Genomic DNA, 17,265 nt, shown 5'->3' on the forward strand with positions numbered 1-17,265 from the left:
GGACGGGGAGGGAGACCACGAAGTGGTGGAGGGGCACCATCGGGAAACGCTGCGCGTGACACCGCGTGCCCCTCCACCATCCTTCGGATGGTCCCCCTCCCCCGTTGGGGGAGGATCGGCTATCGTCGCGTGCGCGTCGTCACAGACGGCGCCGCGCAAATGGGGTGAGGGAACCAAATGGCCAAACGCGATTATCTGAACCACCTGATGCGCGATCTGGAATCGCATACCGAGGTGCGGCGGTTCGGCAGCGGGTGGCTGTCGGGGTTCTTCGCGCTGCTGTTCGCGATCGTCGGGTTCGGGATGGTAATCGCGCTGCGCTTTCCGGACTGGTTCGCGACGCCCGAACTCGCGATCATCAAGGATTGGGGCGGATTTCGCGGGCTCGTGCATCTGGTGCTGCTCGCGAGCTATGGCTTGGCGCTGCTCAGCCTGTTGCTGCGCCCGCGCAAGGTGCTGGGCGCGACGGCGCTGATCGTCGCGCTCGCGGCGACGCTGATCGGCGGCGCCAATGTTCAGCCCGCCGAAACGCAGAGCTGGGGGATTTTCTTCGGGCTCGACTTTTTCGTCGTCAATTTGCTGATCACCGGCTTCATGTTTGCGCCGCTCGAACGGCTGTTCCCGCATCGCCGCGCGCAGCGCCTGTTCCGCACCGAATGGCGCGAGGATCTCTTCTATTATCTGGTCAGCACGATGTTCGTGCAGGTGCTGGGCTTCCTGGCGCTCGCGCCCTCGACGATCATCAACGACAATACGTCGAGCTGGCAGGCGTTCCGCGCCGGGGTCGCGTCGCTGCCCTGGCTGGTCCAGTTCGCGATTGTCCTCGTCGCGTCGGACCTGGCGCAATATTGGTATCACCGGCTGTTCCACAAGGTGCCGTTCCTGTGGGGGTTCCATGCGATCCACCACAGCGCGAAATCGATGGACTGGCTGGCGGGGTCGCGGATGCACTTTGTCGAGATCATCCTGCTCCGCTCGATCACCTCGCTGCCGCTGTTTACCTTGGGGTTCAGCCCGTCGGTGATGCAGGCCTATATCGGCTTCGTCTATGTTTGGTCGTCGCTGCTGCACGCCAATGTCGGGGGCAATTTCAACCGGCTGGGCCACTGGATCGCGACGCCGCGGTTCCACCACTGGCACCATGGGCTGGAGCGCGAGGCGTTCGACGTCAATTTCGCGATCCATTTCCCGTGGCTCGACAAGATTTTCGGGACATTTCATCTGCCCAGGGACCGCTGGCCGGAGAATTACGGCATTCCCGAGGATGTGCCGAAAAACTACTGGGGGCAGTTTCTCTATCCGTGGACGCGGACGGGGAAGAAGGTCGATGAGACGCCGGCGGAGTAGCGCCGGGTGCGAAGGCGCCCGATGGTCATGATTATATTCGCGCAGAGACGCAGAGGGCGCAGAGAAAATGAATAGAGCGCGAAGCCGCTCAATGAGAATGCTGGGGCGTTGGTTCCAGTATGCTCACGCCCGTCGCCTCTGCGTTCTCGGCGCCTCTGCGCGAATCCTTCTGCCGCTTCTTGCCAGAACCAACGACCGACCATAAAGGCGGCCGCGTGAGCATGCTCGCCGCCTTTCGCCGTCCCGGCATCCTGCTACTGTTGCCGCTGCTGCTCGCGCTCGCTGCGCGGGTGCTGGTGGCGCCGGGGTGGATGATCGAGAGCGATGCCGGCGGGTCGATCACGGTGCGCATCTGTTCGGACCCGACCGACCCCGGCAAGACGGTGACGATCGCGCTGGAAAAAGCGGGCAGCCACGACGCGGGCGAAACGCAGCAGCATTGCCCGTGGGGCGCGCTCGCCAATGCGCCGATTGTCCCGGACGAACCCGTGCTAGCGGCGGCGCCGATGACTGCGGCGCCGGTGCCTGCCGCAGTGCGCTCGCTCGGCTTTGCGCCGGGAATCGCTTCGCCGCTGCCGCCGAGCACCGGGCCGCCTGCTTTCGCCTGAACCAGACTGACCGGCCGCCCGCGCATCTGCGCGGCGCGGCGCATTGCTGATTTCACGCGAAAGAATGAACCATGACAGCTCACGCCTATCGGGTGGCGCCTTTACTGGCGCTCGCCTTCTCGCTCGTCCCTGCCGCGGCTCAGGCCGCCGAGGCCGAAGCCGATCCGACAATTATCGTCACTGCTCCCGAACTGACCAATTTTGCCGAAGAGCGCGTCGCCAAGACCGCGGGCGGCGCCGACGTCGTCAGCCATCAGGATTATGCCGACAAGTCGATCGTCTCGCTGCGCGACACGCTGGCCTTTTCGCCCGGGGTCTATCTCCAGCCGCGCTATGGGCAAGAAGTCCGTATTTCGATCCGCGGATCGGGGCTGTCGCGCGGTTTTCATATGCGCGGGCTGACGCTGCTCCAGGACGGGGTGCCGATCAACCTCGCTGACGACAATGGCGATTTTCAGGAGCTCGAGCCGATCTTTTTCGACCATCTCGAAGTCTATCGCGGCGCCAATGCGCTGCGTTTCGGGTCGGGGACGCTCGGCGGCGCGGTCAATGGCGTGACGCCGACCGGGCGCACGGCCAAGGGCTTTTACCTGCGCAGCGACATCGGCAGCTTCGACAGCTATCGCGGGCTGGTGTCGGCGGGCGTCGCGGGCAGCCATGTCGACGCATGGGGCGCGATCAGCGCCGACACGTCGGATGGCGATCGCGACCATGTGCAGCGCCGCAGCCTGCGTTTTCACGGCAACGTCGGGCTGAAGCTGAGCGACACCGTCTCGACCCGCTTCTATGCCAGCTATAATGACATCAAGCAGGAAATCCCGGGCGCGCTGACGCGGGCACAGGCGTTGACCGCCCCGCGCATGGCGAGCGCGGCGGCGGTGGCGGGCGATCAGGCGCGCGACATCGTGTCGCTGCGGCTGCAGAACCGCACCTCTTTCGATTGGGGCGCGTTCCGGCTCGACGTCGGGGGCTTCGTCAACGCCAAGTCGCTCTATCACCCGATCTTTCAGGTGATCGATCAGGATTCGCTCGATCTCGGCGGCTTTTTCCGCGCCGATTATGCTGCGGGGCCGATCGAGATCACTTTGGGCGGCGAATTGCGCCGCGGCAGCACCGATGCGCGGCAATATGTCAATATCGCCGGACGGCGCGGCGCGCTGCTGTTCGATGCCGATCAGACCGCGCGCACCGCCAATATCTATGGCGAGGTGCGGGTGCGGCCGGTCGAAACGCTGACGCTGATCGCTGGCGGTGTCTATGCCGACGGTTTCCGCAAGCGCCGCGTCAATGTGTCGACGTCGCGCGACGGGCGGATCGACTTCGACGCCTTTTCGCCCAAATTCGGCGTACTTTTCGCACCAAACGACAGCGTGCAATTCTTTGCCAACTACAGCCGCTCGGGCGAATTTCCGGGCTTTGGCGAAGTGTTCCAGACCATCGGCACCCCGCCGGTCAGCCAGCTCGTCTCGACGATCCGCCCGCAGCGGGCGTGGACGGCCGAGGTCGGGACGCGTGGCAAGGCCGGGCTCGTTCGCTGGGACCTCGCGATTTACCGCTCGACGCTGAAGGGCGAATTGCTGCAATTCACCACCAATGTCAGCATTCCCGCGGCGACGTTCAACGCCGGTCGCACGCTGCATCAGGGGGTCGAGGCTGCACTGGAAATCGCGCCGACCGGCTGGCTGCGGCTGCGGCAAGTCTATACCTACAGCGACTTCCGCTTCCGGACTGACAGCCAGTTCGGGAACAACCGCCTGCCGGTGGTGCCGCGCCATGTCTATCGCGCCGAAGCTTGGATCGGCAGCGACGCGCTGCATATCGCGCCGAATGTCGAGTGGGTGCCCGATGGTCCGTTCGCCGATTATCGCAACCTCGTCCAGACGCCCGGCTATGCCCTGCTCGGCGTGACCGGTGGGGCGCGGGTTGCCGAGGGGATCGACGCCTTTGTCGATGTCCGCAACATCATCGGCAAGAAAGCGATCGGCGACATCAGTGCGGCGATCACGGTGATCCCCCCCAATGTCGCGCCAGGGTCGGCGGTCTATTATCCGGTTGAGCGCCGCGCGGTGTCCGCCGGCATTCGCGCGCGCTTCTAAAGGGAGGAACAGGGGATGACCGACATCAACCGGATTCCGCTCTATCGCACGATCTGGCGCTGGCATTTCTATGCCGGGCTGTTGGTCATCCCCTTCATCCTCATGCTGTCGGCGACGGGCGCGGCCTATCTGTTCAAGCCCGAGCTCGACCGGTGGCAGGAGCGCGAGTGGCGCGGGTTGCCGACCGCTGAGCGGGTCGATGCCGATGCGCAGGTGAAGGCGGCGCTGGCGGTCTTTCCCGGCGCGACCTTTCATTATTACCGTGTCCCGCAGGCGCCGGGCGATGCGGCAATCGTTCACGTTGGCCTGCCCGCGGGCGGGATGCGCGACGTCGCGGTGTCTCCGCGGGGGCAGGTGATCGGCAGCGCTAATCCCAACGACCGCATTTCGGCGTGGCTGGCCAAGATTCACGGCAGCCTGCTGATCGGCCGCGCGGGCGGCTTGCTCGTCGAACTGGCGGCGAGCTGGGCGATCGTGATGATCCTGACCGGGCTGTACCTGTGGTGGCCGTGCGGGCGCGGGCTGGCCGGGGTGGCGTGGCCGCGGGTGGGGCAGGGTGGGCGGACGATGCTGCGCGATCTGCACGCGGTCACCGGCTTCTGGGTATCGGGGCTGGCGCTGGTGCTGCTGCTTACCGCTTTGCCATGGACCGATGTCTGGGCGCAGGGTTTTCGTGCGGTGCGTGCGGAGATGGGCTGGGTGCGGGGCGCGCAGGACTGGAAAAGCGGCGCGGCGGATCATCATGCGGCGCATGACCACAAAGCGATGGCCACGACGATGCAAGCGCCGGTCGTGATCGGTGATGCGCCGCGGGTCAAGCTCGACCGGATCGTGCTGCGCGCCCGGAACGAAAATCTGCCCAGGCCGGTGATTATCCAGCCGCCGGGGGCGCCGACCCTGTTCGGGCCGCCCAATGGCGACGTCTGGACGCTGACCACGCAGACGCAGAACCGCCCGCAGGTCCGCAAGGTGAGTTATGATGTGGTCACCGGGATCGAGGTGTCGCGCAGCGGCTTTGCCGACAAGCATGTCATCGACCGTATCGTCGGGATCGGTATCGCGTGGCACGAAGGCGCGCTGTTCGGGATCGTCAGCCAGCTGATCGGGGTGCTGACCGCGCTGATGCTGATCATCCTCGCGGTATCGGGGTTCCTGATGTGGCGGCGGCGCAAACCCGGCGATGCGCTCGGCGCGCCGCCGCTCCCGCGCGACCCGGCGAAGCTGAAGGGGGTCGCGGCGATCATCCTGTTGCTCGCGGCGCTGCTGCCGCTGCTCGCCGCGTCGCTGATCTTGCTATGGCTCGTCGATCGGCTCATCATCGCTAGCCTGCCGCGCGCCGCCCGCTGGCTGGGGGCCGCACGCGCATGAAGGTTTCATTTGCAACTAAATCATGCTAGACGGAGCGCCATGAAAGACGGCTTTACCCATGTCCACGAAACGCCGCCGCCGGGCGCCGCGGCCGACTGGACGATTTCGCAAAATTGGAACGCCTTCACTGCCGACGAACATGCGATGTGGGACAAGCTGTTCGCGCGCCAGTCGGCGATGTTGCCCGGCCGTTCTGCCGACGCCTTCCTGCGCGGGATCGACGTGCTCAAGCTCGAAAAGCCGGGGATTCCCGACTATCGCGAGCTCAACGCGCGGCTGGTGGCGGCGACCGGGTGGCAGGTTGTGGCGGTGCCGGGGCTGGTCCCCGACGAGGTGTTTTTCGACCATCTGGCGAACCGGCGCTTTCCCGCGGGCAATTTCATCCGGACGCCCGATCAGCTCGACTATTTGCAGGAACCCGACGTGTTCCACGACGTGTTCGGCCATGTCCCGATGCTCGCCGACCCCGTGTTCGCCGATTATATGGTCGCTTATGGCGAAGGCGGGCTGCGCAGCCTGAAATTCGACGCGCTGAAACAGCTGGCGCGGCTTTACTGGTACACCGTCGAATTCGGGCTGATTCGCGAGGCTGACGGTCTGCGCATCTACGGCGCCGGGATCGTGTCCTCCTATGCCGAAAGCGTGTTCGCGCTCGATTCGGACAGCCCGAACCGCATCGGTTTCGACCTCGCGCGCGTGATGCGCACCGACTACCGGATCGACGATTTCCAGCAGAATTATTTCGTCATCGACAGCCTCGACCAGCTGCTCGACACGACGGTGAACACCGATTTCGCGCCGCTCTATGCCGCCAATGCGGCGCTGCCGCCGATCGCGATTGCCGACATCTTGCCCGGCGATGCGGTGGTGACGCGCGGCACGCAGGACTATGCGCTGGGTAAAGTCTAGGCGCTTCCTTCATTTCCGTTCGTCCTGAGCTTGTCGAAGGACCGTCCTTTTCTTCGGCGTCAAAAGGAAGAACAGCCCTTCGACAAGCTCAGGGCGAACGGAGGAGGGGCAGGTTGCCTACCAGCTCCCGAAACTGGCATCCGAAGGGCTGGCGCGGTGGAAGGCGCGCTCTTTCCGCCGCCAGCCATAACGGCGCCGCTTGACCAGCAGCAGGCACGGCCATTCGGCGCTGCCGCCGCGCGCGGCAAGGCGAAAGCCCTGTGCGCGATAGGCGGCGAGCACCGGTTCCATCTGGCGCGCGATCAGCCCGGCGAGGATCGCATGGCCGCCCGGCGCGGTCGCGGCGCCGATGTCGGGGGCCAGCGTAATCAGCGGCCCGGCGAGGATATTGGCGATGACCAGATCATAAGGCGCGCGGTGGCGGATCGCGGGGTGGTCAGTTCCCGGCGCGACCGCGAGCGCCAGCCGTCCGCCGCCGCGGCCCAATGGCACGTCGTTGATCGCGGCATTGTCGCGGGTGACGAAAATGCTGGCGGGATCGATGTCCGATGCAATCGTCCGCGCGCGCGGCCACAGCGCCATTGCAGCAAAGGCGAGCAGCCCGGTGCCGGTGCCGATGTCGGCGATGTTGCGCGGCGCGGTGCCCTGGCTTTTCAGCCGGTCGAGCATCGCCAGGCAGCCCGCGGTGGTGTCGTGGCCGCCGGTGCCGAACGCCTGGCTCGCATCGATCAGGAACGGCGTCGTGCCGTTGGGGACGCGGTCGGCATAGCTGCTGGTGTGGACGAAAAAGCGCCCCGCATGCACGGGCTCGAGCCCCTGCTGCGACAGCGTGACCCAATCCTGCTCGACCAGTTCTTCGACGACCGGTTCATGCCCCTTGGCGCTTGGCACGAATGACTGAAGCAGCGCGAGCAGCGCGGCCCCCGGTCTGTCGTCCACATAGGCGTCGAGCTGCCATAGCCCGGCATCCTCGTCGATTTCGCGCGTCACCACCACGGGCGCGGCGGCCAGCGCGTCGAGTTCGGGAATTTCGCCCGCCAGCGCCTCTGCCTCGGTGCGGGTGCAGGGGAGCGAGACGATCCAGCTCATCGGTCAGCGCACATAGCTGGCGCCGTTGACGTCGAGTACCGCGCCGGTCATCGAGGCGGGCGCGTCGAGCGCACACCAGCGCGCCATTTCGGCGACTTCACCCGGCATTGCGACGCGGCCCAGCGGAATGTCGTCGAGCAGCTTGTCGCCGTCCTGGCTGGCGCGATAGTCGTCGGCCATGCCGGTCGCGGTGAAGCCGGGGCAGATCGCAAAGGCGAGGATGCCCTCTGCGGCATAAGCGCGTGCGATCGTCTTGGTCATCGCCACCATCCCGGCTTTCGACGCGGCATAATGCCAGTGCGCCGGGCTGTCGCCGCGATGCGCGGCGCGGCTGGCGATGTTGACGATACGGCCGACCGTCTTGTGGTCCTGCCAGTGCAGCACCGCATGACGGCATAGGCTGGCACTCGCAGTCAGGTTGACCTGAAGCGTCCGGTTCCAGCTCGCGAGCCATTCGGCGTCGGCGGCGTCGATCGGGTTGGCCTCGAAAATCCCGGCGTTGTTGATCAGCACGTCGATACGACCGTCGAGGCCGGCGAGGCATTTGTTCCATAGCCGCGCCGGGGTGGCAGGGTCGGCAAGATCGCCGTCGGCGCTCGCCAGCGCGACCGTGCGCGTGGCGTCGGTGGTCAGCGCGGTGGCGATCGCGGCGCCGATACCGCGGCTGGCGCCGGTAATCAGGATATGGGTTTGCATAGTGCGCGTCTCTAACGACGCGCGAGCTTCAGCGCAAAGCCTGACCTTCCAAAACCGTTCGCCCTGAGCTTGTCGAAGGGCTGTTCTCGCCTTTGGCCGGCGAAAGAGAAGGACGGTGCTTCGACAAGCTCAGCACGAACGGACTATTTGATGAAGATGTCCGGTTACGCCACCCGGCGGCTGAACTCGCTCGCGGCCTGCTCCAGCTGCTGCAACCGCCCGCCCATCTTGCCGAATTCCTGGCTGAGCACGCTGATCTCGCTGGCGACCATCCCCGAATCGTTGCGGATGCTGGCGATCGTCGATGACATGCTGTCGGCGGCGAGCGCGGTTTCGTCGACCGCGGCGGTGATCGAGGTGACGGTCTGTGCCTGTGCGTCCATCGCGTCGCGGATGCGCTGCGCCGAACGCTGGACCTCGACGATCGTCTGCTGGATCGACTGGTTGGCGGTCACCGACCCGCGCGTGGCCTGCTGGATCGCGGTGATCTTGCCCGCGATGTCGTCGGTCGCGCGGGCGGTTTCGTTGGCCAGGCTTTTGACTTCCTGCGCGACGACGGCAAAGCCGCGCCCCGATTCGCCGGCGCGCGCCGCCTCGATCGTGGCGTTGAGCGCGAGCAAGTTGGTCTGGCCCGCGATCTCGCGGATCAGGCCCAAAATGGACTCGATCGATTCGGCATGGTGCGACAATGTTTCGGACATCGCGACGGCTTCGCCCGCCTGTTCCGACGCGCGGGTGGCAACGCTCGCCGATGCCTCGACCTCGCTGCGCGCATCCTCGATCGCGCGGATCAGCCCGGCGGCGGTCGAGGCGGCTTCGCGCATCGCCATCGCCGATTGTTCGGATGCGGCGGCGACTTCGCTCGTCTTGGCGATCATGCCCTTCGCCGCCTGGTCGGCCGAAGCTGCCTGCCTGGCGAGCTGTTCGCGCACCCCGTCGGTGTCCTGCACCAGCGAGGCGATCGAGCGGTCGAAATCGCCCGCGAGCGTCTGGCGTTCGCTGGAGATCAGCGCGCGGTCGAGCTTTTCGGCATAGCGCTGCATGATGTCGAATTCGAGCAGCGCCAGCCGGTTGACCGCGCTGGTCAGCCGCGCCAGCCGCGCCGCATCGTCGATGCACGCCGCAACGACATAGTCGATCGTCAGTCGCTGGCTTTCGGCGATGCACGACATCACCGAGGCAAGCGGCAGTTTGACGCGCCGCGCCATATGGGCGTTCTGGCACGCGATCGTCGCGACCTCCTGTCCCGCGGCCTCGGCATATTTGGTTTCGGTGTGGCGCGCGCTGCCGCGGATGTACGACGCGAGCAGCTCGCCCTCGACCGCGCGCTCGACGCTGGGCAGCGCGTTGAACGCGTCCCAATAGGCGCGTGCGACGGCCTCTTCACGGCCCGCGATGATCATGTGGATCTCGGCAGCGTTGGCGGCGAGCTGGCCGTCGAGGTCGTAATAGGGAAAGCGGTCGGCCATCAAGATCGGGTCGATTTGCTGCTTATGAATGGGATTTTCCTTCACCATGATCCTGCTTCCCTGATCGATCCCGACGCCCGGGTCTGCCGCCCGCCTGTCGTCCGCAAAACATATGACCGGGCTATGCCGCGCCTTTGGTAAATTGCGCGTTAACCAGCGCAGTGTTTTTCATGGCTAGTATGTATCGCCGGCCGGGACCGGATAGCCCTCGAACGCCTTGATCGTGCGCAGCGCGAAGGCGCTGTGCATCGCCGCGACGCCGGGCAGCCGTGACAGGCAATGACGGTGCAGCCGGTCGAAATCGGCAACGTTGCGCGCCGCGACGCGCAGCCGGTAGTCTGAGGCGCCCGAGAGCAGCTGGCATTCGAGGATTTCGTCAAAGCTTTTGACCGCACTTTCGAACGCGGTCAGCGCCTCTTCGCTCTGCGATGTCAGGCTGATGTCGACGAACACATCGAGCCCCAGCCCGATGCGGTCGGGCGCCAGCCGCGCGGCATAGCCGGTGATGATCCCCGCCGCCTCCAGCGCGCGGATACGCCGGTGGCACGCCGACGCCGACAATCCGACCGCTTCGCCGAGTTCGGCGGCGGGGCGCGGACCATGTCGTTGCAGCAAGCTTAGGAGCTTCCGGTCGATTCGATCAATCATTGTGCGTCAATTGTCCATTTTGTGCAAAAATCATGCGTGATTGTCGCCAATCCAAGGACGATATGCAAGCACCTCGCGCGCCGTTTCTGCTATCAGGCGCAGCCATGAACGACGCGGCGCCGGGACAGCGCGACCGGCGGCGAAGCAATGGAGAGCGACCATGATCATCGGCACCCCCAAGGAAATCAAGAACCACGAATATCGTGTCGGGCTGACCCCCGAAAGCGCGCGCGAACTGACCGTCCATGGTCACCGGGTGCTGGTGCAGACCGGCGCCGGCGAAGGCATCGGCGCGCACGACCGTTTCTATGTCGAAGCCGGCGCCGAGATCGTCCAGACCGCCGAAGAGATTTTCGCGACCTGCGACATGGTGGTGAAGGTCAAGGAGCCCCAGCCCGGCGAGCGCGCGATGCTGCGCGAAGGGCAGATTCTCTACACCTATCTCCACCTCGCACCCGATCCCGACCAGACGCGCGACCTGATGAAGTCGGGCGCGGTGTGCATCGCTTATGAAACCGTCACCAGCCCGCACGGCGGCCTGCCGCTGCTGAAGCCGATGAGCCAGGTCGCGGGGCGGATGTCGATCCAGGCCGGCGCGACCGCGCTCGAAAAGGCGCATGGCGGCCGCGGTGTGCTGCTCGGCGGCGTTCCTGGTGTCGCGCCGGGCAAGGTCTGCGTGATCGGCGGCGGCGTCGTCGGCTTCAACGCGGCGCAGATGGCGGCGGGGCTCGGCGCCGACGTCACCATCCTCGACCGCGATCCCGAAGTGCTCGAACGCGTCGGCACCTTTTTCGAGGCGCGCGCCAAGACGCGCTTTTCGAACCGCGCCAACCTCGCCGAATGTGTGGCCGAGGCCGACCTCGTCATCGGCGCGGTGCTGATCCCCGGCGCCGAAGCGCCCAAGCTGGTCACGCGCGCGATGCTCGGCACGATGCGCCCCGGCTCGGTGCTCGTCGACGTTGCGATCGACCAGGGCGGCTGCTTCGAAACCAGCCATGCGACGACGCACGCCGACCCGACCTATGTGGTCGACGGCATCGTCCATTATGCGGTCGCCAACATGCCGGGCGCGGTCGCGCGCACCAGCACCTATGCGCTGAACAACGTCACCCTGCCACACGCGCTGCGCATCGCCGACCTGGGGTGGAAAGACGCGCTGAAGCGCGACGTGCATCTTGCGCAGGGTTTGAACGTATGGAATGGCAAGGTGACGTTCGAGGCGGTAGCCGAAGCGATCGGAACCGATTATGTGTCTGTGGAGCAGGCACTCGCCTGAATACAAGGACATAAGCGACGATGACCGACCAAGTGCCGCCTCCCCCGCCCGAAGAAGAAGAAAATGAAGTGCTGCGCGCCGCGCGCGAGCGCCAGCAGCAGCGCGAAGCGGCCGAAGCGACCGAAGCCGCTGACAAGGAAGCCGCCAAGGGTAAACGCGGCTGGAAAACCGCTGCCGCGGCGGGGATCGGCATCGGTTCGGCCGCGGTGATCGCTGCGTTGCTCTATGTGAACCGCGACAAGATCAAGTGACGCGATGAGGTGAGGGTTGCGGGGCGGCAATCGGCCTTTCCCTCCGTCGCTGCGTAAACCGACGGCGGCCCCCGCCTTCGCGGGGGCGGCGGCCGGCGTCCGATCGATAGTCGCCATTCGCTCCCAATCCTGCGCGCGCCTGTCGCCTCATTCTCTTTCAGCGTCGCGGCGCGTATCGATGCGCGCCAGCTCGGCCTCGTAAAGCGCCGTTGCGCAGTCGCTGGCTTCGTCTTCCAAGGGTTTGATCAGCGCGCGCCGTTGGGAGCGTGGTGGTTTGCTCGCGACCAAGGTGTCGCGTTTGGGCTTGACCTGATTATAGCATATCTCGCTGACACGGCATGCCATCGTATCGACCTCAGGATCGCCGCTGGACTTGCGGGTTCGGCATTTCCCACTCTTCAACCCGATTTTGCCGCGCCAGTTTTTCAGCCGCTCGCGGGCGGTCACGACGATTTCTTGTTGCGCTTCAACCTGGCCGATTGCGGTGTCGTTTGAGGTCAGCGGCGCGGCAGGCGCGAGCGCGATAATGGCGGTCATCAGGGCATGGATCATTATTGGCGTTCTTTCGCTGCAATCCCTGTTCGTCTTGCCGCCCTACTGCACCAGCCAATCGCGGTGACGATCCGATGTGTACCGGTTCGATTGATGACGGGAAAAAGGATCGCCTCACGCCATCATCACGCGCTTCTCCCGAGGCCTATGCCATGTCAGGCGCTCACTGCGGCGGCTGCCCGATTTCTTCCGATCCACGCCCGCTAAGCAATTGCATATCGCGGCGGGAGGGATTACCGGCTCCACATCGACCGAACAGAGTCAGAAACGGGGCTGATATGGCTGGCAACGAACCGAGTGCGCGTCCGCGCGCGCCGCATTTGCAAGTGTATAAATGGGGCCCCGCAATGGCGGTGTCGATCCTTCACCGCGCCAGTGGCGACGGATTGGCGATTGCCGGGGCGGGCCTGTTCCTGTGGTGGCTCGGCGCGATCGCTGCGGGGCCGGAGGCCTATGCCGCGTTTGTTGCCTGCGTCTGGCACGATCCCAGCCCCGACATCACGCTGTTTCACCAGGTGACCAATATCCTGGGCAAGATCGTCCTCGTCGGGCTGACCTGGGCATTTTTCCAGCATCTGTTTTCGGGGCTGCGCCACTTCGTGCTCGACACCGGCGCGGGGTATGAGCTGAAATCGAACAAGCTGTGGTCGACCGTCGTGATCGCCGCGGGCGTGTTCGCGACCGCCGCGACCTGGCTTTATATCATGGCGGAGGCACTCTGATGGGCGATGGCACGCATCTGGGCAAGGTCCGCGGCCTCGGCTCGTCCGGACATGGGTCGCAGCATTGGCTGCAACAGCGGCTGACCGCGCTCGGCAACATCCTGCTCGTCGGCTTTTTCGTGGTGTCGCTGGTCCGGCTGCCGCTCGGCGATCATGCTGCGGTGCTGCGCTGGGCGGCGGACCCGATGGTGGCGCTGGCGCTGATCCTGATGGTGGTCAGTGTGTTCTGGCACCTGCGACTTGGCCTCACGGTGCTGATCGAGGATTATGTCCACGGGCCGATGCTGCTGCTCGCCACCGTGCTGCTCAATTTCTACGCCATCGGCGGCGCCGCCTACGGGATCTTCACGATCGCCCGCATTGCGCTGACACCCGTTGTGGCCGGCCCGGGGGGCATCTGACATGACCGACGCTTACAAGATCATCGACCATATCTATGACACCGTCGTTGTCGGCGCCGGTGGATCGGGCCTGCGCGCTACGATGGGCAGCGCCGAGGCGGGACTGAAGACCGCGTGCATTACCAAGGTGTTCCCGACGCGCAGCCACACGGTGGCGGCGCAGGGCGGCATCGCGGCCAGCCTGGGCAATAATTCGCCCGATCACTGGACCTGGCATATGTACGACACCGTCAAGGGCTCCGACTGGCTCGGCGACCAGGACGCGATCGAATATATGGTCCGCGAAGCGCCGCAGGCGGTGTACGAGCTTGAGCACGCCGGGGTGCCGTTCTCGCGCAACGCCGACGGCACGATCTACCAGCGCCCGTTCGGCGGCCATATGCAGAATATGGGCGAAGGCCCGCCGGTCCAGCGCACCGCCGCCGCCGCCGACCGCACCGGCCACGCGATGCTCCACGCGCTCTATCAGCAGTCGCTGAAATATGACGCCGACTTCTTCATCGAATATTTCGCGCTCGACCTGATCATGGAAGACGGCCCCGACGGCAAGGTTTGCCGCGGCGTGATCGCCTTGTGCATGGACGACGGCAGCATTCACCGCTTCCGCAGCCAAGCCGTCGTGCTCGCGACCGGCGGCTATGGCCGCAGCTATTTCACCGCGACCTCGGCGCACACCTGCACCGGCGACGGCGGCGGTATGGTGCTGCGCGCCGGGCTGCCGCTCCAGGACATGGAGTTCGTTCAGTTCCACCCGACCGGCATCTACGGCGCCGGGGTGCTGATCACCGAAGGCGCGCGCGGCGAGGGTGGGTATCTGACCAACTCCGAAGGCGAGCGCTTCATGGAGCGCTATGCCCCGTCGGCGAAGGATCTGGCGTCGCGCGACGTCGTGTCGCGCTCGATGGCGCTCGAAATCCGCGAAGGCCGCGGCGTCGGCCCGCATAACGATCATATCTTCCTGCACCTCGACCATATCGATCCCGCGGTGCTCGCCGAGCGGCTGCCCGGCATTACCGAAAGCGGCAAGGTGTTCGCGGGCGTCGATTTGACGCGGCAACCGCTGCCCGTCGTCCCGACGGTCCATTATAATATGGGCGGCATTCCGTGTAACTATCATGGCGAAGTCGTGACCTTGGGCAAGGACGGCCCCGACACCGTCGTCCCCGGCCTGTTCGCGGTCGGCGAAGCGGCGTGCGTGTCGGTGCACGGTGCGAACCGCCTGGGGTCGAACAGCCTGATCGACCTTGTCGTGTTCGGCCGCGCGACCGGCCATCGCCTCCGCGACATCATCAAGCCCGGCGCGGCGCAGCAACCGCTGCCTGCCGACAGCGCCGACCTGGCGCTCGGCCGCCTCGACCATTTCCGCCACGCCAAGGGCGGATCGCCGACCGCGGAAATCCGCACCGAAATGCAGCGCGCCATGTCGGCGCACGCCGCGGTGTTCCGCACCGACGAACTGATGGCCGAAGGCAAGGAAAAGCTGACCAAGACCTATCAGCGGATGAACGACGTCGGTGTGACGGATCGCAGCCTGATCTGGAACACCGACCTCGTCGAAACGCTCGAGCTCGACAATCTGATCAGCCAGGCGACGGTGACGATGCACTCGGCATTCAACCGCAAGGAAAGCCGCGGCGCCCACGCGCACGAGGATTTCCCCAATCGCGACGATGCCAACTGGATGAAGCACACCGTCGCCTGGTTCGACGGTTGGGGCGGCAAGGGCGGCGGTGTCCGTCTCGATTATCGCCCGGTCCACGAATATACGCTGTCGGATGACGTGGAGTATATCAAGCCGAAGGCGCGGGTTTATTGAGCGCCGAGGCGACGGCTATTCGCCGAACAGGTCGCTCACCGGGTTGATGTCCGAGAACGGCACGTCGACGTCCTGACCCATGATCCACAGTTTCTGGCACGCGATGGTGAAAAAGATCAGCGCGATGGTCCATACGATGAAGGTTTTGCGGATCTGCCAGCGGTGTTCGGCCTCGGCGGCCTTGGCGCGCGCCTTGTAATCGATGCCCAGCTCGCCCTCGAACTCGGCAACGAGCTGGGCGCGGCGGGTGCGCGAAATATTCGCGATACTCGCGTTACCTTCATCAGCCTTCGCACGGCGAGTCGCCATTGTTGCACCCTTGGCCCAGCTAGTCCTGTCGCTGGACAATAAGGCGGAGCCCCTGCCAAAGGGTTAACCGCGGCGCATCAATCGCGCGCGGCGGTTGCGTATGGACCCTAGATCGTGATCACCAGCTTGCCGACCGCGCTGCGGTCGCCGAGTTTGGCGATCGCCTTGCCGCCGTCGGCGAGCGCGAAGCTTTCGGTGACGCGCGGCTGGATCTTGCCCTGCTCCCACAATTGGAACAGTCGCGCGATATTGGCGCGGTTGCGCGCCGGTTCGCGCGCGACGAAGGCGCCCCAGAACACCCCGGCGACGTCGCAGCTTTTGAGCAGGGTGAGGTTGAGCGGCAGGCGCGGGATGCCGGCGGGGAAGCCGACGACGAGGTAACGACCCTCCCACGCGATCGAGCGCAGCGCGGGTTCGGCATAATCGCCGCCGACCGCATCGTAGATCAGATTGGCGCCGTTCGAGCCAACCGCGGCCTTGAAGCTGTCGGCGAGCGCCTTCGACGCGTCCTTGTCGAACGGCTGATAGCCATAGACGACGACTTCGTCGGCGCCGGCCTGGCGCGCGATGTCGGCCTTGGCCTCGCTCGATACGCCCGCGACGACGCGCGCGCCGAACGCCTTGCCCAGCTCGATCGCGGCGATCCCGACCCCGCCCGAGGCGCCGAGGACGAGCAATGTGTCGCCTTCCTGGATCTGGCCGCGGTCGACGAGCGCATGGATACTGGTGCCATAGGTCATCAGCAGCGAGGCGCCCGCGGCGAAATCATGGCCTTCGGGCAGGTGATAGACATTGTGCACCGACACCGCGACGGCTTCGGACATGCCGCCATTGCCGCAGCCCGCGATGACGCGGTCGCCGAGCTTGAATTCGGTGACGCCTTCGCCGACTTCGGCGATCAGCCCCGCGACTTCGCCGCCGGGGGCAAAGGGGCGCGCGGGTTTGAACTGATATTTATCCTCGATGATCAGCGTGTCGGGGAAATTGACCGCGCACGCCTTGACGTCGATCACGACCTGTCCGGCGCCGGCGGTCGGCCGCGGCAGCTCGCCCAGGGTCAGCGTTTCGGGGCCGCCGGTGGCGGTCGACAAGAGAGCCTTCATCATCTTCTCCTTATGCCAGCGTCGGCGTCAGCCACGGCTGTGTTTTGGCTATTTTCTGTTCGTGCGCGGCGATCGCCGCTTCGCTCTTTTCGGTCAGTGAGATCTCGTCGAGGCCTTGCAACAGGCACATCTTGCGGAACGGGTCGATGTCGAAGGTGAAGCGGTCCTGAAACGGCGTCGTCACCGTCTGGGTGTCGAGGTCGACATGGATCGGATCGGTCGCAGCGACCTCCATCAGCCGGTCGATCGCGGCTTGGGGAAGCACGACGGGCAGGATGCCGTTCTTGACCGCATTGCCCGAGAAGATGTCCGAATAGGAGGGCGCGATGACGACGCGGACGCCAAGGTCGCCGAGCGCCCAGGCGGCGTGCTCGCGGCTCGACCCGCAGCCGAAATTGTCGCCCGCGATCAGGATCGGCGCACCTTTGAACTGGTCGCTGTCGAACAGATTGTCGGGGTCGGCGCGCAACGTTTCGAAGGCGCCCCGGCCGAGTCCTTCGCGGCTGATCGTCTTCAGCCATTTTGCCGGGATGATGACGTCGGTGTCGACATTCTTCAGTCCGAAGGGGATCGCGCGGCCCTCGACTTTTTCGATCGGGGTCATG

The 17,265-nt window shown here is 65.5% G+C and carries 18 protein-coding genes; 10 read left to right on the plus strand and 8 right to left on the minus strand.

The features are described from left to right. Positions 1-177 precede the first annotated feature (177 nt). The 5 genes from ACTIFP_RS13525 (at position 178) to phhA (ending at position 6,328) form a co-directional block, all read left to right on the plus strand. Positions 178-1,347, plus strand: a complete 1,170-nt coding sequence (locus ACTIFP_RS13525) for a sterol desaturase family protein (protein ID WP_439569237.1) — start codon at positions 178-180, stop codon at positions 1,345-1,347. A 215-nt stretch (positions 1,348-1,562) separates the two neighbouring features. Continuing rightward, positions 1,563-1,955 carry a hypothetical protein gene (locus ACTIFP_RS13530; protein ID WP_439569238.1) on the plus strand — a complete coding sequence of 131 codons (393 nt, stop codon included), beginning with the start codon at positions 1,563-1,565 and terminating at the stop codon, positions 1,953-1,955. A 71-nt stretch (positions 1,956-2,026) separates the two neighbouring features. Continuing rightward, the gene (locus ACTIFP_RS13535; protein ID WP_439569239.1) at positions 2,027-4,051 is read left to right on the plus strand and encodes a TonB-dependent receptor family protein; all 2,025 of its coding nucleotides are present in this window, start codon (positions 2,027-2,029) and stop codon (positions 4,049-4,051) included. A gap of 15 nt (positions 4,052-4,066) precedes the next feature. Next, positions 4,067-5,419 carry a PepSY-associated TM helix domain-containing protein gene (locus ACTIFP_RS13540; RefSeq protein WP_439569240.1) on the plus strand — a complete coding sequence of 451 codons (1,353 nt, stop codon included), beginning with the start codon at positions 4,067-4,069 and terminating at the stop codon, positions 5,417-5,419. A 39-nt stretch (positions 5,420-5,458) separates the two neighbouring features. After that, entirely contained in the window at positions 5,459-6,328 is an 870-nt protein-coding gene (gene phhA / locus ACTIFP_RS13545; RefSeq protein ID WP_439569241.1) for a phenylalanine 4-monooxygenase, read from the plus strand. Positions 6,329-6,445: 117 nt separating this feature from the next. Here phhA and ACTIFP_RS13550 read toward each other — a convergent pair whose 3' ends face one another. The 4 genes from ACTIFP_RS13550 to ACTIFP_RS13565 all read right to left on the minus strand — a co-directional run bounded on the left by ACTIFP_RS13550 (position 6,446) and on the right by ACTIFP_RS13565 (position 10,230). After that, entirely contained in the window at positions 6,446-7,417 is a 972-nt protein-coding gene (locus tag ACTIFP_RS13550) for a 50S ribosomal protein L11 methyltransferase (protein ID WP_439569242.1), read from the minus strand. A gap of 3 nt (positions 7,418-7,420) precedes the next feature. After that, entirely contained in the window at positions 7,421-8,113 is a 693-nt protein-coding gene (locus tag ACTIFP_RS13555; protein ID WP_439569243.1) for an SDR family NAD(P)-dependent oxidoreductase, read from the minus strand. Positions 8,114-8,277: 164 nt separating this feature from the next. Continuing rightward, complete coding sequence (locus tag ACTIFP_RS13560; protein ID WP_439569244.1) at positions 8,278-9,630, minus strand: methyl-accepting chemotaxis protein; 1,353 nt, start codon at positions 9,628-9,630, stop codon at positions 8,278-8,280. Between the two features lie 126 nt (positions 9,631-9,756). Beyond that, positions 9,757-10,230, minus strand: coding sequence for an Lrp/AsnC family transcriptional regulator (locus tag ACTIFP_RS13565; RefSeq protein ID WP_439569245.1), 474 nt, complete (start codon positions 10,228-10,230; stop codon positions 9,757-9,759). 160 nt (positions 10,231-10,390) lie between these two features. Here ACTIFP_RS13565 and ald point away from each other — a divergent pair, with 160 nt between their 5' ends. Both ald and ACTIFP_RS13575 read left to right on the plus strand, forming a co-directional pair. After that, complete coding sequence (gene ald / locus ACTIFP_RS13570) at positions 10,391-11,506, plus strand: alanine dehydrogenase (protein WP_439569246.1); 1,116 nt, start codon at positions 10,391-10,393, stop codon at positions 11,504-11,506. 20 nt (positions 11,507-11,526) lie between these two features. Beyond that, positions 11,527-11,757 carry a hypothetical protein gene (locus tag ACTIFP_RS13575; RefSeq protein ID WP_439569247.1) on the plus strand — a complete coding sequence of 77 codons (231 nt, stop codon included), beginning with the start codon at positions 11,527-11,529 and terminating at the stop codon, positions 11,755-11,757. A gap of 147 nt (positions 11,758-11,904) precedes the next feature. Here ACTIFP_RS13575 and ACTIFP_RS13580 read toward each other — a convergent pair whose 3' ends face one another. Beyond that, entirely contained in the window at positions 11,905-12,309 is a 405-nt protein-coding gene (locus ACTIFP_RS13580; protein ID WP_439569248.1) for a hypothetical protein, read from the minus strand. Positions 12,310-12,587: 278 nt separating this feature from the next. Here ACTIFP_RS13580 and sdhC point away from each other — a divergent pair, with 278 nt between their 5' ends. Genes sdhC through sdhA form a run of 3 tightly spaced genes read left to right on the plus strand, consistent with a single transcriptional unit; the run spans position 12,588 to position 15,248 of the window. Further along, positions 12,588-13,031, plus strand: coding sequence for a succinate dehydrogenase, cytochrome b556 subunit (gene sdhC / locus ACTIFP_RS13585; RefSeq protein WP_439569249.1), 444 nt, complete (start codon positions 12,588-12,590; stop codon positions 13,029-13,031). Next, positions 13,031-13,432 carry a succinate dehydrogenase, hydrophobic membrane anchor protein gene (gene sdhD, locus ACTIFP_RS13590; RefSeq protein WP_439569250.1) on the plus strand — a complete coding sequence of 134 codons (402 nt, stop codon included), beginning with the start codon at positions 13,031-13,033 and terminating at the stop codon, positions 13,430-13,432. Before sdhC ends, sdhD begins: the two co-directional genes overlap by 1 nt. A gap of 1 nt (position 13,433) precedes the next feature. Then, positions 13,434-15,248, plus strand: a complete 1,815-nt coding sequence (gene sdhA / locus ACTIFP_RS13595) for a succinate dehydrogenase flavoprotein subunit (protein ID WP_439569251.1) — start codon at positions 13,434-13,436, stop codon at positions 15,246-15,248. Positions 15,249-15,263: 15 nt separating this feature from the next. Here sdhA and ACTIFP_RS13600 read toward each other — a convergent pair whose 3' ends face one another. The 3 genes from ACTIFP_RS13600 to leuD all read right to left on the minus strand — a co-directional run bounded on the left by ACTIFP_RS13600 (position 15,264) and on the right by leuD (position 17,264). Beyond that, positions 15,264-15,557 (minus strand): hypothetical protein, encoded by a 294-nt coding sequence (locus ACTIFP_RS13600; protein ID WP_439569252.1) that lies wholly within the window; start codon positions 15,555-15,557, stop codon positions 15,264-15,266. Positions 15,558-15,664: 107 nt separating this feature from the next. Next, a complete protein-coding gene (locus ACTIFP_RS13605; RefSeq protein ID WP_439569253.1) occupies positions 15,665-16,660 on the minus strand; it encodes an NADPH:quinone oxidoreductase family protein in 996 nt (331 codons plus the stop codon). 10 nt (positions 16,661-16,670) lie between these two features. Next, a complete protein-coding gene (gene leuD / locus ACTIFP_RS13610) occupies positions 16,671-17,264 on the minus strand; it encodes a 3-isopropylmalate dehydratase small subunit (protein ID WP_439569254.1) in 594 nt (197 codons plus the stop codon). Between the last annotated feature and the right edge of the window lies 1 nt (position 17,265).

The sequence above is a fragment of the Sphingopyxis sp. genome, assembly GCF_051861155.1.
GTDB lineage: Bacteria > Pseudomonadota > Alphaproteobacteria > Sphingomonadales > Sphingomonadaceae > Sphingopyxis.

Excerpts from the sequence above, each read along its gene's own strand:
- leuD (WP_439569254.1), bottom strand. The coding sequence starts at position 17,264 with ATGACCCCGATCGAAAAAGTCGAGGGCCGCGCGATCCCCTTCGGACTG.
- ACTIFP_RS13575 (WP_439569247.1), top strand. The coding sequence starts at position 11,527 with ATGACCGACCAAGTGCCGCCTCCCCCGCCCGAAGAAGAAGAAAATGAA.
- ACTIFP_RS13550 (WP_439569242.1), bottom strand. The coding sequence starts at position 7,417 with ATGAGCTGGATCGTCTCGCTCCCCTGCACCCGCACCGAGGCAGAGGCG.
- ACTIFP_RS13565 (WP_439569245.1), bottom strand. The coding sequence starts at position 10,230 with ATGATTGATCGAATCGACCGGAAGCTCCTAAGCTTGCTGCAACGACAT.
- ACTIFP_RS13525 (WP_439569237.1), top strand. The coding sequence starts at position 178 with ATGGCCAAACGCGATTATCTGAACCACCTGATGCGCGATCTGGAATCG.
- ACTIFP_RS13555 (WP_439569243.1), bottom strand. The coding sequence starts at position 8,113 with ATGCAAACCCATATCCTGATTACCGGCGCCAGCCGCGGTATCGGCGCC.
- sdhD (WP_439569250.1), top strand. The coding sequence starts at position 13,031 with ATGGGCGATGGCACGCATCTGGGCAAGGTCCGCGGCCTCGGCTCGTCC.
- ACTIFP_RS13535 (WP_439569239.1), top strand. The coding sequence starts at position 2,027 with ATGACAGCTCACGCCTATCGGGTGGCGCCTTTACTGGCGCTCGCCTTC.
- sdhA (WP_439569251.1), top strand. The coding sequence starts at position 13,434 with ATGACCGACGCTTACAAGATCATCGACCATATCTATGACACCGTCGTT.
- ACTIFP_RS13540 (WP_439569240.1), top strand. The coding sequence starts at position 4,067 with ATGACCGACATCAACCGGATTCCGCTCTATCGCACGATCTGGCGCTGG.
- ACTIFP_RS13580 (WP_439569248.1), bottom strand. The coding sequence starts at position 12,309 with ATGATCCATGCCCTGATGACCGCCATTATCGCGCTCGCGCCTGCCGCG.
- ACTIFP_RS13600 (WP_439569252.1), bottom strand. The coding sequence starts at position 15,557 with ATGGCGACTCGCCGTGCGAAGGCTGATGAAGGTAACGCGAGTATCGCG.
- phhA (WP_439569241.1), top strand. The coding sequence starts at position 5,459 with ATGAAAGACGGCTTTACCCATGTCCACGAAACGCCGCCGCCGGGCGCC.
- ald (WP_439569246.1), top strand. The coding sequence starts at position 10,391 with ATGATCATCGGCACCCCCAAGGAAATCAAGAACCACGAATATCGTGTC.
- ACTIFP_RS13560 (WP_439569244.1), bottom strand. The coding sequence starts at position 9,630 with ATGGTGAAGGAAAATCCCATTCATAAGCAGCAAATCGACCCGATCTTG.
- ACTIFP_RS13605 (WP_439569253.1), bottom strand. The coding sequence starts at position 16,660 with ATGAAGGCTCTCTTGTCGACCGCCACCGGCGGCCCCGAAACGCTGACC.
- sdhC (WP_439569249.1), top strand. The coding sequence starts at position 12,588 with ATGGCTGGCAACGAACCGAGTGCGCGTCCGCGCGCGCCGCATTTGCAA.